The following is a 15,971-nucleotide window of genomic DNA, read 5'->3' as shown; positions in this document are numbered from 1 at the left end:
AAGTGCAGGGCATATCCCGTTGACCTTGCCCTTGAAAAACGTATCCCTTGCTGAGTGGTTCTACAGGGACTTTCCGTGCAGTCAAGCAGCGTTGGCATTTTTTTCTCAGTGTCAATACGGCTGACGTCAACCGATGAGCTTGAAACGAGGAACAGACTGCACATCTACAGACGGGTTTATTGCACATTTGTGCGACCCCAGATACAAACCGCTCAACAGGACTCCATTCAATTTTCGTGGCGCCTGATTGGCCCACAGTCCACTCATCGAGTTTTCCTGTTGCCGGTCTGACCTTGTTCAATGCATCTTCGATTTAACGTCTGACGGAGAAATTGATGGGTTTAGGTTCTGGATTTCGCCTTGCAGCCTTACTCAAACCGAAGCAGGCATGGAAGTCGAGGCATGGACGCTGACATGGTGGACTGTTGACGCCGACCGAAAACTGACCCACTTATAGAGGTTGTGCCGATCCAAAACTGACCCAGGTGTTTTACTTGTCCTGCCTTATTTTTAGGCAGGAGCGAAAAAGGTGATCACCATGGAAATGTTAGGCAAGATAAGGCGAATGTATTTGCGCGACAAGCTGTCGCTGCATGAAATAGCCAAGCGCACGGGGTTGTCGCGCAACACGCTGCGCCGATGGCTCAGGGCGCCTGAAGAGGTACAAGTGCCCGTCTACAGCAGGCCCCAGGCGTTGGGCAAGCTGGGCGCTTTCACCGGGGAGTTGGAGCAGGCCCTCCAAGCCGATGGCCACCGGAGCAAACGAGACCGGCGCACGGCCAAGGCGCTGTTTGCGCAAATCCAGGCGGCCGGGTATGCGGGCGGCTACAGCGCGGTGACGGACTTCACGCGCGCCTGGCGCGGCAGTGCAGGCAAGGCCCCGCATGCCTTCGTGCCGCTGAGTTTCGCACTGGGCGAGGCCTTCCAGTTTGACTGGAGCGAAGAGGGCCTGGTGGTGGGCGGGATTTACTACCGGCTGCAGGTCTCCCACCTCAAGCTGTGCGCCAGCCGCGCTTTCTGGCTGGTGGCCTACCCCAGCCAGGGCCATGAAATGCTGTTCGATGCCCACACGCGCTCCTTCGCGGCGCTGGGCGGCATTGCCCGGCGCGGCATTTATGACAACATGAAAACGGCCGTCGACAAGGTCAAGAAAGGCAAGGGCCGGATGGTCAATGCCCGCTTTGCCGTGATGTGCGCGCACTACTTGTTCGATGCCGATTTCTGCAACGTCGCCTCGGGCTGGGAAAAAGGCGTGGTGGAAAAGAACGTGCAGGACAGCCGCAGGCGCATCTGGCTCGATGCGCAGAAGTGCCAGTTTGGCTCGTTCGAAGCGCTCAACGCCTGGCTGGGCGAGCGCTGCCGGGCGCTGTGGAGCGAGATACGCCACCCCGAGTACAAGCAGTTCAGCGTGCTTGAGATGCTGGCGCAAGAACTCCCCGAGATGATGCCCATGCCGGCCGCGTTCGACGGCTACGTGGAAAGGGAAGCGCGCGTATCGAGCACCTGCTTGGGTCAGCGTGCAGCGCAACCGGTATTCGGTGCCGTGTGAGTTCGCCGGCCAGCGCGTGAGCACCCGGCTGTACCCCACGCGCGTCTGCGTGGTCGGCCCATCGGCAGGGCAAGCTCACAGGAGCTGACAGCAAAGCGCCGGTGAGCGCCGAGCAGATGGAGATCAGCCGGCTGCGCGCTGAGCTGGCACGCGTGAAGATGGAGCCGGGCATCCTGGGAAAAGCGACGGCTCACACGATGCAAGAGGGTCCATTTGAAGTACGCCTTCATCCAGCGCCACCGGCATGCCTGGCCTGTCTCGGTGCAATGCCGGGTATTGCAGGTCAGCGCGGCCGGCTACCACGCGCACCTCGTGCGCCGTGCGAGCGATGCCCAGCGGCGCCACCTGAGCGACGAAGCGCTGCTGGTGCATATCAAGGCCCTGCACGCCGAAACCCGTGGCGCCTACGGCTGGCCGCGCATCTGGCGCGAGCTGGTGGCACGCGGTATCCCGGTGGGCAAGCAGCGAGTGCAAAAGCTCATGCAGCTGCACGGTATTCGTGCCAAGGGAAAACGGCGCTTCAAGGTCACCACCGACAGCCATCACAAGTTGCCGATTGCGCCAAACCTGCTTAACCGCGAGTTCACCGTGGCCGAGCCCGATAAAGTCTGGGTCGGCGACATCACGTACATCGCCACTGACGATGAGGGCTGGCTGTTTCTGGCCGTGGTGATTGACCTGTTCAGCCGCCAGGTGGTGGGCTGGTCGCTGCGCGAGGACATGACTTCAAACATCGTTATCGACGCGCTGCGCATGGCCTGGTTCAAGCGCCACCCGGGCAAGCACGCGGGGGTGCTGTTTCACAGCGACCGGGGCAGCCAGTACGCCAGTGGTGTCTTCAGGAATGTGCTCAAGGAGTACGGCATCACGAGTTCCATGAGTCGGCGTGGCAACTGTTGGGCTAATGCCTGTAGCGAGACGCTATTTGGCTCGTTGAAGGTGGAGCGCTTGCACGGGCAACGCTTCGTGACTCGGCGCCACGCCAAGGACGAGACCATCGCGTGGCTGCTTTGGTACAACAAAGCCCGGCTGCATTCGACGCTGGCCTACGTCAGCCCGATGCAGTTCGAGCAAACCTGGCTTGCGGTTCAGCCCAGGCAAGCCAGTTCATGATCTCGGTTATGGGATACGCAATCCGAATACGAAGGGACTTTCCACTTTCAGGCAACGGAGTCGCGTGCCAAGATTGAAATTCGAAGTCACTGCAACCCTTTGAATGGAGAATTACCATGAACGAGATTACCCGAGTCGGTGTTGATTTGGCAAAGAACGTCATCCAGGTTCACGCCGTCGATGCGGCTGGCAAGATGGTGACAAACAGGGCTCTGTCGCGAGGCAAGTTCATTGAGTGGTGCGCCACATTGCCTGCGCGCTGTCTTGTCGCAATGGAGGCCAGTTCCAGTGCGCATTACTGGGCTCGCAAACTCGCTGCCCTCGGCTTGGATGCGCGAATCATTGCTGCACAGCTCGTGAGCCCGTATCGACTGTCGGGCAAAAGCGGCAAGAACGACGCCAATGACGCGGCCGCGGTGTGCGAGGCGGCCTCTCGCCCTACCATGCGCTTCGTGCCCATCAAGACCATCTCCCAGCAAGGCATGCTGTGCGTGCATCGCTTGCGTGAGGGATTGAAAGAAGAGCGCACCGCCTGCATCAATCGCATTCGGGGCCTGCTGGCCGAATTCGGCTTGGTGATAGCCCGCAGTTCCAAGGCATTGAGCGAGTGCCTGAGTGAAATGATTGAGGATGCTGACAACGATCTGCCAGGCACAGCCCGTCTGGTTATTGAACGTGCGCGCAGTCAGTGGCAAGAGATCGACGCCCATATTGAGTGGTGTGATGAACGCATTGCCGCGCACATCAAGGACGATGAGCAAGCCAAGATGGCGACCCGGCTCATGGGCGTTGGTCCCGTCACGGCATCGGCGGTGGTGGCTACGGTGGGTGACTTTAAGCAGTTCAAGAACGGTGCACAGTTCGGCGCGTGGCTGGGGTTGACGCCAAGGCAGAATTCCAGCGGAGGAAAAAACAATCTGGGCAGCATCACCAAGCGCGGTGACATGTACCTTGAGTATTCCGGACCAACGTGACCGGTGATTCCGGGATCGTGACCGACATTCCGGTGAACGTGACCGGAGGGATTCCGGCAACGTGACCGCTGATTCCGACGAACGTGACCGATGTCTTTGGTCACGACAGTCGGCACGGCGGTATACGCCGTCGGCACGGTGTTGCGCATGAACGAAACCCGGCGTGGCGTGTAGCTTCGATGCTTTTTGCAAAGAGACACATGCCCGCCTTAAGGATCAATATGCGCAAACTCAAAGACGCCCTGCGTCTGAAATTCGAGGGTGGACAGTCCCATCAACAAATCGCCGGTGCCCTGGGGCTCTCCAAAGGTGTCGTCACCAAATACGTGGGCCTGGCCGTCGCCGCCGGGCTGGACTGGCCGGCCATTTCAGCCCTGGACGAAGCCGCGCTGGAGCGACGCCTGCTGGCGTCGTCTCGCGCCAGCCAGACCTATGCGCAAGCCGACTTCGGGCGGCTTCACCAGGAGCTTGGCCGCAAGGGTGTGACGCTCATGCTGCTGTGGGAGGAATACTGCGCCCAGGTCGGCGACGAGCACCGTGCGGACTGGCCCCTGAAGCCCTGGCGCTACTCGCAGTTTTGCGAGAACTACCGCCAGTTTGCCAAACGGCTCAAACGCTCGATGCGCCAGGTCCACCGCGCCGGTGAGAAACTCTTCATCGACTATGCCGGCCCGACGCTGGCCCTGAGGGTGCACGGGCAGGAAATTGGCCGCGCCAACCTCTTTGTGGCGGCCATGGGCGTGTCGGGCTACTGCTTTTGCCTGGCTACGCCCGCGCAGACGGCACGCGACTGGCTGGGCGCCACCGCGCAGGCGTTGACCTTTTATGGCGGCGTGCCCCAGCTCATCATCCCCGACAACCCGCGCGCCCTGGTGACCAAGGCCGACCGCTACGAGCCGCTGCTGACCGACAGCGTGCAGGACTTTGCCCGTCACTACGGCTGCAGTGTGCTTCCTGCGCGCGCTTATCACCCACAGGACAAACCGAAGGTCGAGCTGAGCGTTTTGCTGGTCGAGCGCTGGATCCTGGCACGCCTGCGCAAGCATCAGTTCACCAGCGTGGAGGAGGTCAACGACGCCATCACCCCCTTGCTGCACTGGCTCAACCAGCGTGCCTTTCAAAAGTTGCCCGGCAGCCGCGCCAGCGTGTTCGCGCAGATCGACGCACCGGCCCTGATGGCCCTGCCGCTGCAGCCCTGGGAATGGGCGGTCTTCAAGACGGTGCGCGTGCACATCGACAGCCACGTCGAATTCCCCCTGTGTCAGACTAGTTGTCGCCTCCGATTTTCCGCGGGTTATCCGCAGCGCAAGCGACATTTCATGCACAGAAAACCTCATTCCCATCACTCCACCGAATTCAAGGAGCAGGCACTGCTCAAAGCCCGCCATCGCGGCGCGCGTTCAATTCTGAGCCTTGCCAGCGAGCTGAACATGTCTGCCGGCACCCTCAAGCGATGGGTGCTGGACTCGGCCAAGGCCGGCGAACAGGCACTCGGGGAGACAAGCCCTGCGCTGGACGGCCCGGCTGCATCTTGGTCGCCATCGCAGCGCCTGAGGGCTCTGCAGGAAAGCTACGCATTCAATGGCCCGGCACTGGCGGCGTGGTGCCGCGAGCGTGGTGTGTTCGAGCACCAGTTGGTGCAGTGGCGCGAAGAGTTTTGCACCCCGGTCGCGCCCGCCTCGCGCGAGGCAACGGGTGCCTTTCGAGAACTCCAGCGTCAGCACGAGCAGCTCCAGCGTGAATTGCGGCGCAAGGAAAAAGCGCTGGCCGAGGTAGCCGCCTTGCTGGTGTTGCAAAAAAACTTCCAGGCGCTGCTGGAGGGCGCGGACAAATGACGTCCGTCCAGCAGCGCCAAAAGTTGCTCGGCCTGATCGGCAAGGCCTGCGCCGACGGGGCGCGCTTGAAGCCGGCTTGCCATCAAATCGGGCTGTCCTGCCGTAGCGTGCAGCGCTGGCAGCGCACGCAGGCGGCCGAGGGCGACCAGCGTCCTTCGGGCAAGCGGCGCTATGTGTGCCCGCCCAACAAGCTGCGCGAGGACGAGCGCCAGGCGGTGATGGCCACGCTCAACAGCGAAGCGTTCAAGGACTTGCCGCCGAGCCAAGTCGTGCCTCGCCTGGCCGACCGCGGCGTCTATGTGGCCTCGGAGTCCACGATGTACCGAATACTTCGACAGCAGGGCCAACTGGGCCATCGACGCTCGGAGCGCGCAGCACAAAAGCGAAGCCGGCCGCGCGCCCTTGCCGCCACCGGAGCCGATCAGGTGTTCTGCTGGGATATCACGTATCTGCCCACTCAGGTGCGCGGCCAGCACTTTTACCTGTACCTGTTCGAGGATTTGTTCAGCCGCAAGATCGTGGGCTGGCAGGTGTTTGACTGCGAGAGCGCCGAGCTGGCCAGCCAGTTGCTGCGTGACATCTGTGAGAGCCAGGGCATTCGCCCGGGCCAGCTAACGGTGCATTCGGACAACGGCTCGCCCATGAAGGGCGAGACCATGCTGGCGGCCATGCAGCGCCTGGGCGTGGCGCACACGCGCAGCCGTCCGTCCGTGAGCAATGACAATCCGTACGTCGAATCAGCGTTCAGAACGCTGAAGTACCGCCCCGAACTGCCTGTCAAGCCGTTCGAGAACCTGCTGGCCGCAAGGCGCTGGGTCACCGAGCTGGCCCATTGGTACAACCACGAGCATCGCCACAGCGCCATTGGCTTCGTGACACCGGCGCAGCGCCATGCCGGCCTGGACCGGGCACTGCTTGAGCAGCGCGCGCTCGTCTATGAACAGGCCCGCCAGGAAAATCCTCAGCGCTGGTCAGGGCAGCCTCGCCAGTGGGCGCATGTCGATGTCGTGCACCTCAACCCAGAAACCAAGCAACAAACCAAGGAGCCTGAATCCAAGCAAAAAACAGCCTGACTCACTTCACTTCAGGCGACAACTTCCTTGACAGCCACCGCTTTTACCTGTACCTGTTCGAGGATTTGTTCAGCCGCAAGATCGTGGGCTGGCAGGTGTTTGACTGCGAGAGCGCCGAGCTGGCCAGCCAGTTGCTGCGTGACATCTGTGAGAGCCAGGGCATTCGCCCGGGCCAGCTGACGGTGCATTCGGACAACGGCTCGCCCATGAAGGGCGAGACCATGCTGGCGGCCATGCAGCGCCTGGGCGTGGCGCACACGCGCAGCCGTCCGTCCGTGAGCAATGACAATCCGTACGTCGAATCAGCGTTCAGAACGCTGAAGTACCGCCCCGAACTGCCTGTCAAGCCGTTCGAGAACCTGCTGGCCGCAAGGCGCTGGGTCACCGAGCTGGCCCATTGGTACAACCACGAGCATCGCCACAGCGCCATTGGCTTCGTGACACCGGCGCAGCGCCATGCCGGCCTGGACCGGGCACTGCTTGAGCAGCGCGCGCTCGTCTATGAACAGGCCCGCCAGGAAAATCCTCAGCGCTGGTCAGGGCAGCCTCGCCAGTGGGCGCATGTCGATGTCGTGCACCTCAACCCAGAAACCAAGCAACAAACCAAGGAGCCTGAATCCAAGCAAAAAACAGCCTGACTCACTTCACTTCAGGCGACAACTTCCTTGACAGCCACCGAATTCGAGGGCCACCGCTACAGCGTGCCCAACGCCCTGGTTGGCCTGGCGCTGGAGTTGCGCGTCACCGCCCATGCGGTAGAAGTCTTGCACCGTGGCAACCGGGTGGCCAGCCACATGCGCTGCGCCCACAAAGGCAGCTTTACCACCGTGATTGAACACCTGCCCGAGCGCCACCAGCACCAGGCGCAGTGGACGCCCGAGCGGCTCATCGCCTGGGGCGCGCGTATTGGGGTGGCCTGTGCGGCCACGGTGCAAAAGATGCTGCAGCGCCAACCCCATCCCGAGCACGCCTACCGCGCCTGTTTGGGCCTGCTGTCCCTCTCCAAACGCTACGGCGACGCCAGGCTGGAGGCGGCCTGCACCTTGGCGTTGAGCTTGGGCACCAGCAAATACACCCACATCCGCGACATCTTGCTCAACCGGCGCGACCTGCTGCAAGCGAGCACCACGCCAGAGTGGACATCGCCCGCACACGCCCACGTGCGTGGCGCGAACTACTACCAATGAAACCCTTTACAGAGAATTCCAAAATGATGATGAACACCACCTTGAATCAACTGCGCAGTCTGCGCCTGGAAACCATGGCCCAGGCGCTGGAGCACCAGCTCCAGCAAAGCGGCATCGGCGCCATGAGCTTTGAAGAACGGCTGGCCTTGCTGGTCGACCGGGAGGTGCATGGCAGGCAAGACCGGCGCTGTGCGCGATTGCTCAAAACCGCCAAACTCAAATACCCGCAAGCGGTCATAGAAGATTTGGACAGCCGCAGCACCCGGGGCATTGAACGCAGCGCGGTGATGAGTCTAGTTTTGGGCGAATGGGTCAATGCCGGGCACGCCGTGCTGATCACCGGAGCCACCGGCGCGGGCAAGTCCTGGCTGGCGTGCGCGCTGGCCCAGCATGCCTGCCGGCGTGGCCACAGTGCGCTGTACCTGCGGGTTCCCCGCTTGGGCGAGGAACTGCGCATTCGCCACGCCAACGGCACCTTTACGCGCTGGCTGGACACGCTCAAAAACACGGACGTCTTGCTGCTCGACGACTGGGGCATGGCCGCCATGGACAGTCAAACCCGGGCCGATCTGCTGGAGATCATTGACGACCGGGCCAGCCAGCGCGCCACCGTCATTACCAGCCAGTTGCCCATTGAGCACTGGCACGAGTGGATAGGTGACCAAACTGTGGCCGATGCCATGCTTGATCGGCTCATGCAAAACCATCACCGCTTCACGCTCACGGGCGAATCGCTGCGTAAAAAAAACCCGCCCGCAAAAGGGATCGCCGACAAGTAGGCCCCCACGGCCAGGGGGCCTCCGGCGGCCTGGCAGGGGCCTATTCGTTCAAAAAATTCAATTCCACAGAAGGGCAAAACAGCCGGGAAAGCGGGCCGGCATAAAATCAAAACGCGCAACACCGACCCCCGGTCACGTTCGCCGGAATGCCGGTCACGTTGCCGGAATCAGCGGTCACGTTCACCGGAATACGCAGTACCTGCGCATGCTGCTCATTCAGGCAGCTAAGTCAGCCGTCATGACTGCGCATAAGCGCGACGATCCGATCTCCCTATGGACGCACAAACTGCGTGAGAAATCCGGTTGGCAAAAGGCCATGGTCGCGCTTGCCAACAAGAATGCGCGCATTCTGTGGGCCGTGATGACAAAGGGCCAGCCCTTTGATGCGCGGCATGTGAGTGTCAATCCGGCATGCACCACTCTCTTGGTGCCGGCGGCATAGCAATCCAATCACAGTGTAGTTTCCTTGCCAGACGTGAAATCGAAGATGCAATGAACAGGTCAGACCGGCAGCAGGCAAACTCGACTTGCCCCTTGTGATTCGGGTTAATCGAATCACGAAATCCGAATGGAGTCCTGCTGAGCGGTTCGTATCTGGGGCCGCACTGTAACCAGTGCAACAAGCCCGTCTGTAGGTTTGCAGTCTGTTCCTCGTTTCAAGTCACTTCGTGCTTCTCGGTCGCAAGGAATACCGTCTCTCTTGACTGCGTGAAAAGTCCCTGTAGGGGCAAGGTCATGCTGCTTGACGCCTTGAGCCACTTCTTGACCGTATTGCGCGACAGCCCGGTGAGCTTTGCAATGGCGCTGGTGGAGAATTTGTCGCGCAGTTTCATGCGCCTGACCTTGCCTAACATGTCCATGGTGATCACCTTCTTCTCCTGCTGAAAAATTCAGCAGGTCAGTGGAACACCCTGGTCAATTTTGAATCGGCACTTCGGCCTTTAGATGGTCAATTTTCGGTCGGCGACAACACCCGCTTTCTTGTCGCTCTCAAGATGGCATGGCTTACCGCTTACTCAGTAAGCGCTCTGCGAACGTAACCGGTAACCCTGCGGCGTTGTTGACGCGTAAGCCCGGATGCTCAGAAGGGTCGGAGTCGGGACGCGGTTTGCTTGCCAGAGGAAGGACGGCGCTGAGGTCTGCCGCCGGGTGCGGTGGCGGCGATGCATTCGACGAGATTGAAGGAGGCCAGCAGCAGGTATTTCTCGGCATCGCTGCGCACCGCCAGCAAGTCATGATCGCGCAAGTACCCGTGTACGAACGCCAGCAGATAGCGTTGCGCATGATCGTCGACGCGTTGTTGGGCGGCTTGCCGCATGAGCTCGGGACTCAAACATTCGTCGAACCGAATGCTGCCATTGAGGCGCTGCAGGCAGCGCTCCTGAACGTCCTCCGTGATGAGGGGCCAGTCCAGCGCCGACGCCTTGATGGCCTGGCAGGCCACCATCAGGATGTAAATCGGTACTTCCAGCTGCTGCAGGCTCACGCCCATGCGCTCGAGCACCAGCACCGAGGCCAGCAGGTTGGGCTGGCGCAGATAAATTTCGTCGGCCAGCTGCACGCGCTGTGCAGCGCTCATGCGCTCCACGGCAACGACCGCCTGGACGACCTGGGCCTGGGACAGCTCGCTCATGGACTCAGATTCCCGAGCGCAAGGGGCGCTCGGCGAAGTGTTGCTTCCACAGCCGCGGGGTGAGCTCGTGCACGCGCTGCGCCGGCTGCACGCTGATGCGCTGCAAGACATCGACGAGGTAGGTGTATGGATCGATGTCATGCAGCCGGCATGTCGCGATCAGGCTTTGCACGATGCCGGCGTGCTTGGCGCCCACCTCCGTCCAATAAAATAACCAATTCTTCTTGCCCATCGGAATCGGGCGCAGGGCACGTTCGATGTGGTTCGTGTCGATGGCCACGTCAGCGTCTTCGAGGAAGACCGACAACCCCGCACGACGCTCGCGCACGTAGGCCAAGGCCTTCGTCAACGGGTTGCTCGGCAACAGGCCCTGCTGTTCAAACTGCTGATCGACCCAGGTGAAGAATGCCTGAACCCGAGGCTTGCTGTGGGCGAGACGATGCACCCGCTTGGCCTCACCCAAAAGCTTGGCCTGGCGGATCTCGTCCTCGATCTGGTAGAGCGCGCCGATCTGGCGCAAGGCCTCGGCCGCCCCCTTGGGTTCGGCGCCCTGCGCTTCGAAGAACGCCCGCCTGGAGTGGGCCCAACATTGAGCGTGGGTGATGCCGCTCTTGCTGGCGTAGCTGGCATACGCCTCGTAGCCGTCGCTCAGCAGCACGGTGCCCGGTTTGCGTTTGAGGCCCAGGGCCTGCTGCACATGCTCATGGCGACGTGACTCGAAGTGCGGGAAGCACACCTCGTCATGTTCACCGTAAACCGGCCAAAAGTAGCTGGCCTTCATCTTGCCGCCACCGCCCAGGCCGGCCTTGATCGGGGTCTCGTCCATCGTGATGACGCGGCTGGCACGGATCGAATCGAGCTGCGCCGTGTAGATGGGTTCGAGCAACTGTGCCGCTTTCTGCACCAGCTGTGTCAACCACGGCCGGCTGGTCTTGAAGCCGGCCTCCTGGATGCGCTGGTGTTGGCGGTACAGCGGCAGGTGCCAGCGGAACTTGTCCAGCAGCACGCCGGCGATGAAGCTGACGTCGGCACGGCTGCCCTCGATGACGCCCAGCGGCGCGCTCGGACAGTGCAGGGTCTGCGTGTCGCGGCGCTTGATCACGGGGCGCACGTACTTGAGTACGACAAAGCTGCCCGGGCGCTGCGCCAGGCGGTGACTGATCTTCTCGCCGATGACCTCGTACTGCTCGGGCGCCAGACCTTGTGCTTCAGGGTTGGGAACCTCGATGACCTGCACCGGCACCTTGGCCTCGTCGAAGAATGTCGCCGCCGCAGCCCCCTCATCGCTGAAGTCGCTGACGGTCCGGCGACGCTTGTGGGCGGGAACGATCTGGGTGGTTTCGCTCTGATCGCCAGGCTGTGCCAGATCGCCCAGCAACTGGCCGAGGTGCATCTGCTGCGCATCGACCTGGGGCACAAAGCGCTCGCTCTTGTTGCCGAAGATCTGGCGCTTGAACCACTCGATCTGGCGTTTGAGCTCCTCGATCTGCGCGGCCTGGCTCTGCAGCATCTGCGCTATTTGCGCAGGCCCGAGCGCAGCCACCGCGATGGCATCAGGAACTCGGGGCGTCAGCGTCAAAGACATGGACCTTATGTTACCGAGGGCGCCTGCGGTACGGCACAGGATTGTCCCCAATTGCGCGGGCTGCGATAGCGCTTGTACTGCCGTTTGGGCTCGATGCCCTCGAGCATGAGTTTCAACGCCGTCCAGTCCATCTCGCGGTGAACCACCGCACTCCAGTCGCGCAAGAATGTCCCGCCCTCCAGGCGTTTGGCCCACACGCACCAGCCGCTGCGGTCAAAGTACAGCACCTTCATCTGCGTGGCGCGGCGGTTGACGAAGACAAACAGATGCCCGCTCAGCGGGTCCTGATGCAGCCCGTGCCGCGCCAGTGCGTACAGGCCATCGAAGGACAGCCTCATGCTCACCGGTTGACCATAAAGGAAGACGCGAATCTGGCCTTCGGGAAAGAACATCAGCGCCGAACCAGGGTGAGGGTCAGACCCGCGCCGAGGTCCAGGCGCAACTCCAGCGCCGGGCAAGGCGCGGGCGCACCCGAGCCCATCGTACCCAAATCGACGAAAGCCATCGGTGCCTGGCTTTGGGCGTCCTGCTTGAGCTGGCGAACCACGCCAGCCCCACCAAGCAAGCGCGAACGCCAGCGCGCAAAGCTACTGCGGCACAGACCCTCACGGCGGCAGAACGCCTCTACCGTCAATCCGGCGCCTTCGAAGCGTTTGAACGCTTCGAGCCAGTCTTGCTCGCTCAAACGGTGACGGCGCTTTACGCCCTCGTTGACCATGGCTTGCATCGCTGTTGCTCCTCATCGTAAATCAATGAAGGCATTGTTCCCGACGACACCTTTGCAAGGAAGGACGCCGTTCAGTTACCGGTTACATGCCTTGCACCGGTGGATGCTGCTGACGCGTCAGAAAATCACGGATGGGTCGGCCACGTCAAAAGCACTGGATTACAGCCTCAGGCGCTGGGCGGCGCTGACGCGTTTCGCAGACGATGGCCGCTTGCCCGTGGACAACAACCATATCGAGAACCAGATCCGGCCGATTGCCATCGGGCGCTCGAACTGGCTGTTCGCCGGTTCGCTGCGGGCTGGCAAGCGCGCTGCTGCGGTGATGAGCCTGATTCAGTCGGCACGCATGAATGGCCACGACCCCTACGCCTATCTCAAGGACGTGCTTGCGCGACTGCCAACGCAGCGCGCCAGTCAGGTCGCCGAACTGCTGCCGCATCGCTGGCAGCTTTCCCCCAACCAATACAACTGAGCACCAACCGCAGCCGCCATGGGTTGCCCGCGCGCTTACCGCTTACTCACCTGGTGCTTACCTCCAAACGGCATCCTCAAAAAGAAAAAGCCCGGTCAATCTAATGATCAACCGGGCTTGTTCAGGGGCTATAAGAGCCTGACGATGACCTACTTTCACACGGGAATCCGCACTATCATCGGCGCTGAGTCGTTTCACTGTCCTGTTCGGGATGGGAAGGAGTGGTACCAACTTGCTATGGTCATCAGGCATAACTGGTTGATGGATTGTTCCACGCGGAGCAATCCATCGAATTCATAGAGCAAATCAGCTTTAATTTAGATTGTTGCACAGTCCGCTGGGACTGCGTCTTTTGAATGCGTCAACCTGGCATAACAGCCTTGAACGCGTCTTGTTGAGACGGTCAAAGTTATAGGGTCAAGCCTCTCGAGCAATTAGTACAGGTTAGCTTAACGCATTACTGCGCTTCCACACCCTGCCTATCAACGTCCTGGTCTTGAACGACTCTTCAGGGGGCTCAAGGCCCCGGCAGATCTAATCTTGAAACGAGTTTCCCGCTTAGATGCTTTCAGCGGTTATCTCTTCCGAACTTAGCTACCCGGCAATGCCACTGGCGTGACAACCGGTACACCAGAGGTTCGTCCACTCCGGTCCTCTCGTACTAGGAGCAGGCTTCCTCAAATCTGCAGCGCCCACGGAAGATAGGGACCAAACTGTCTCACGACGTTTTAAACCCAGCTCACGTACCTCTTTAAATGGCGAACAGCCATACCCTTGGGACCGGCTACAGCCCCAGGATGAGATGAGCCGACATCGAGGTGCCAAACACCGCCGTCGATATGAACTCTTGGGCGGTATCAGCCTGTTATCCCCAGAGTACCTTTTATCCGTTGAGCGATGGCCCTTCCATACAGAACCACCGGATCACTATGTCCTGCTTTCGCATCTGCTCGACTTGTCAGTCTCGCAGTTAAGCACGCTTATGCCATTGCACTATCGTCACGATGTCCGACCGTAACTAGCGTACCTTCGAACTCCTCCGTTACACTTTGGGAGGAGACCGCCCCAGTCAAACTGCCTACCATGCACTGTCCCCGATCCAGATAATGGACCTAGGTTAGAACCTCAAACACACCAGGGTGGTATTTCAACGTTGGCTCCATGAGAACTAGCGTCCTCACTTCAAAGCCTCCCACCTATCCTACACAGGTCTGTTCAAAATCCAATACAAAGCTACAGTAAAGGTTCATGGGGTCTTTCCGTCTTTCCGCGGGGAGATTGCATCATCACAAACATTTCAACTTCGCTGAGTCTCAGGAGGAGACAGTGTGGCCATCGTTACGCCATTCGTGCAGGTCGGAACTTACCCGACAAGGAATTTCGCTACCTTAGGACCGTTATAGTTACGGCCGCCGTTTACTGGGACTTCAATCAAGAGCTTGCACCCCATCATTTAATCTTCCAGCACCGGGCAGGCGTCACACCCTATACGTCGACTTTCGTCTTAGCAGAGTGCTGTGTTTTTAATAAACAGTCGCAGCCACCGATTTTTTGCAACCTCGTTTAGCTCCGTCCGCGAGGGACATCACTGACTAGAGGCACACCTTCTTCCGAAGTTACGGTGTCAATTTGCCGAGTTCCTTCTCCTGAGTTCTCTCAAGCGCCTTAGAATACTCATCTCGCGCACCAGTGTCGGTTTGCGGTACGGTCGTGTGTAGCTGAAGCTTAGTGGCTTTTCCTGGAAGCAGGGTATCACTCACTTCGGCTGCAAGCAGCCTCGTTATCACCCCTCATCTAAGCCCGGCGGATTTACCTACCAGGCACGACTACAGGCTTGAACCAACATATCCAACAGTTGGCTGAGCTAACCTTCTCCGTCCCCACATCGCACTACACATCGGTACAGGAATATTGACCTGTTTCCCATCAGCTACGCATCTCTGCCTCGCCTTAGGGGCCGACTCACTCTACGCCGATGAACGTTGCGTAGAAAACCTTGCGCTTACGGCGAGGGGGCTTTTCACCCCCTTTAACGCTACTCATGTCAGCATTCGCACTTCTGATACCTCCAGCAGGGTTTACACCGCCACCTTCACAGGCTTACAGAACGCTCTCCTACCACATGCAATAAATTGCACATCCGCAGCTTCGGTAACTGGCTTAGCCCCGTTACATCTTCCGCGCAGGACGACTCGATCAGTGAGCTATTACGCTTTCTTTAAATGATGGCTGCTTCTAAGCCAACATCCTGACTGTTATAGCCTTCCCACTTCGTTTCCCACTTAGCCAATTTTAGGGACCTTAGCTGGCGGTCTGGGTTGTTTCCCTCTTGAGTCCGGACGTTAGCACCCGGTGCTCTGTCTCCCAAGCTGTACTCATCGGTATTCGGAGTTTGCCTTGGTTTGGTAAGTCGCCATGACCCCCTAGCCAAAACAGTGCTCTACCCCCGATGGTAATACTTGAGGCACTACCTAAATAGTTTTCGGAGAGAACCAGCTATTTCCAAGTTTGTTTAGCCTTTCACCCCTATCCACAGCTCATCCCCTAGTTTTGCAACACTAGTGGGTTCGGACCTCCAGTGCATGTTACTGCACCTTCATCCTGGCCATGGATAGCTCACTTGGTTTCGGGTCTACACCCAGCGACTAGACGCCCTATTCGGACTCGATTTCTCTACGGCTTCCCTATTCGGTTAACCTTGCCACTGAATGTAAGTCGCTGACCCATTATACAAAAGGTACGCAGTCACCCCTTTCGAGGCTCCTACTTTTTGTAAGCACACGGTTTCAGGATCTATTTCACTCCCCTCCCGGGGTTCTTTTCGCCTTTCCCTCACGGTACTAGTTCACTATCGGTCAATGATGAGTATTTAGCCTTGGAGGATGGTCCCCCCATATTCAGACAGGATTTCTCGTGTCCCGCCCTACTTTTCGCAAGCTCAGTACCACAGGTCTCTTTTTGCATACGGGGCTATCACCCGCTATGGCCAGCCTTTCCAGACTGTTCTGCTAAGAGTCCTGCTATCACTTGCAGGCTTTTCCGAT

At 59.7% G+C, this 15,971-nt stretch carries 7 protein-coding genes, 2 rRNA genes and 8 pseudogenes (1 of these 17 cut by a window edge); 10 read left to right on the top strand and 7 right to left on the bottom strand.

Annotation, left to right across the window (positions count from 1 at the left end):
- Positions 1-538 precede the first annotated feature (538 nt).
- The 9 genes and pseudogenes from istA (ABLV49_RS02215) to ABLV49_RS02170 all read left to right on the top strand — a co-directional run.
- Positions 539-1,604 (top strand): annotated as a pseudogene (istA, locus tag ABLV49_RS02215) (IS21 family transposase); the annotation flags it as partial.
- A 1-nt stretch (position 1,605) separates the two neighbouring features.
- Positions 1,606-2,662, top strand: a pseudogene (locus ABLV49_RS02210) (IS3 family transposase); the annotation flags it as partial.
- Between the two features lie 116 nt (positions 2,663-2,778).
- A pseudogene (locus ABLV49_RS02205) lies at positions 2,779-3,615 on the top strand (IS110 family transposase); the annotation flags it as partial.
- A 242-nt stretch (positions 3,616-3,857) separates the two neighbouring features.
- Positions 3,858-5,321 (top strand): annotated as a pseudogene (istA, locus tag ABLV49_RS02200) (IS21 family transposase); the annotation flags it as partial.
- 146 nt (positions 5,322-5,467) lie between these two features.
- Positions 5,468-6,544, top strand: coding sequence for an IS3 family transposase (locus tag ABLV49_RS02190; RefSeq protein ID WP_349276567.1), 1,077 nt, complete (start codon positions 5,468-5,470; stop codon positions 6,542-6,544).
- Positions 6,545-6,609: 65 nt separating this feature from the next.
- Positions 6,610-7,182 carry a transposase gene (locus ABLV49_RS02185; protein ID WP_432280018.1) on the top strand — a complete coding sequence of 191 codons (573 nt, stop codon included), beginning with the start codon at positions 6,610-6,612 and terminating at the stop codon, positions 7,180-7,182.
- Between the two features lie 39 nt (positions 7,183-7,221).
- Positions 7,222-7,731 (top strand): annotated as a pseudogene (locus ABLV49_RS02180) (Mu transposase domain-containing protein); the annotation flags it as partial.
- Between the two features lie 23 nt (positions 7,732-7,754).
- Complete coding sequence (gene istB, locus ABLV49_RS02175) at positions 7,755-8,510, top strand: IS21-like element helper ATPase IstB (protein WP_349279989.1); 756 nt, start codon at positions 7,755-7,757, stop codon at positions 8,508-8,510.
- Positions 8,511-8,700: 190 nt separating this feature from the next.
- Positions 8,701-8,952: pseudogene (locus ABLV49_RS02170) on the top strand (IS110 family transposase); the annotation flags it as partial.
- A 304-nt stretch (positions 8,953-9,256) separates the two neighbouring features.
- Here the strand turns inward: ABLV49_RS02170 and ABLV49_RS02165 are convergent.
- From ABLV49_RS02165 to tnpA, 5 genes and pseudogenes are all read right to left on the bottom strand, one after another.
- Positions 9,257-9,370 (bottom strand): annotated as a pseudogene (locus ABLV49_RS02165) (helix-turn-helix domain-containing protein); the annotation flags it as partial.
- Positions 9,371-9,591: 221 nt separating this feature from the next.
- Positions 9,592-10,143 (bottom strand): hypothetical protein, encoded by a 552-nt coding sequence (locus tag ABLV49_RS02160; protein WP_349276587.1) that lies wholly within the window; start codon positions 10,141-10,143, stop codon positions 9,592-9,594.
- Positions 10,144-10,147: 4 nt separating this feature from the next.
- Positions 10,148-11,728: an IS66 family transposase gene (gene tnpC, locus ABLV49_RS02155; protein WP_349276585.1), complete on the bottom strand. Its 1,581-nt coding sequence runs from the start codon at positions 11,726-11,728 to the stop codon at positions 10,148-10,150.
- A 5-nt stretch (positions 11,729-11,733) separates the two neighbouring features.
- Positions 11,734-12,120, bottom strand: coding sequence for an IS66 family insertion sequence element accessory protein TnpB (gene tnpB, locus ABLV49_RS02150; protein WP_349276583.1), 387 nt, complete (start codon positions 12,118-12,120; stop codon positions 11,734-11,736).
- Complete coding sequence (tnpA, locus tag ABLV49_RS02145; protein ID WP_349279988.1) at positions 12,120-12,455, bottom strand: IS66 family insertion sequence element accessory protein TnpA; 336 nt, start codon at positions 12,453-12,455, stop codon at positions 12,120-12,122. The genes tnpB and tnpA overlap by 1 nt, the downstream gene beginning before the upstream one ends.
- Before the next feature lie 91 nt (positions 12,456-12,546).
- Between tnpA and ABLV49_RS02140 the strand changes: the two are divergent.
- Positions 12,547-12,927: pseudogene (locus ABLV49_RS02140) on the top strand (IS66 family transposase); the annotation flags it as partial.
- Positions 12,928-13,063: 136 nt separating this feature from the next.
- On the opposite strand, the gene rrf reads toward ABLV49_RS02140, so the two are convergent.
- Positions 13,064-13,176, bottom strand: a 5S ribosomal RNA gene (gene rrf / locus ABLV49_RS02135).
- A gap of 164 nt (positions 13,177-13,340) precedes the next feature.
- Positions 13,341-15,971: ribosomal RNA gene (locus ABLV49_RS02130) — 23S ribosomal RNA — on the bottom strand (it continues 248 nt past the right edge of the window).

The sequence above is a fragment of the Polaromonas hydrogenivorans genome (assembly GCF_040105105.1).
GTDB classification, from domain to species: domain Bacteria; phylum Pseudomonadota; class Gammaproteobacteria; order Burkholderiales; family Burkholderiaceae_C; genus Polaromonas; species Polaromonas hydrogenivorans.
This window is presented reverse-complemented; position numbering and strand designations above follow the sequence as displayed.

Excerpts from the sequence above, each read along its gene's own strand:
- ABLV49_RS02190 (WP_349276567.1), top strand. The coding sequence starts at position 5,468 with ATGACGTCCGTCCAGCAGCGCCAAAAGTTGCTCGGCCTGATCGGCAAG.
- istB (WP_349279989.1), top strand. The coding sequence starts at position 7,755 with ATGATGATGAACACCACCTTGAATCAACTGCGCAGTCTGCGCCTGGAA.
- ABLV49_RS02160 (WP_349276587.1), bottom strand. The coding sequence starts at position 10,143 with ATGAGCGAGCTGTCCCAGGCCCAGGTCGTCCAGGCGGTCGTTGCCGTG.
- tnpC (WP_349276585.1), bottom strand. The coding sequence starts at position 11,728 with ATGTCTTTGACGCTGACGCCCCGAGTTCCTGATGCCATCGCGGTGGCT.
- tnpB (WP_349276583.1), bottom strand. The coding sequence starts at position 12,120 with ATGTTCTTTCCCGAAGGCCAGATTCGCGTCTTCCTTTATGGTCAACCG.
- tnpA (WP_349279988.1), bottom strand. The coding sequence starts at position 12,455 with ATGCAAGCCATGGTCAACGAGGGCGTAAAGCGCCGTCACCGTTTGAGC.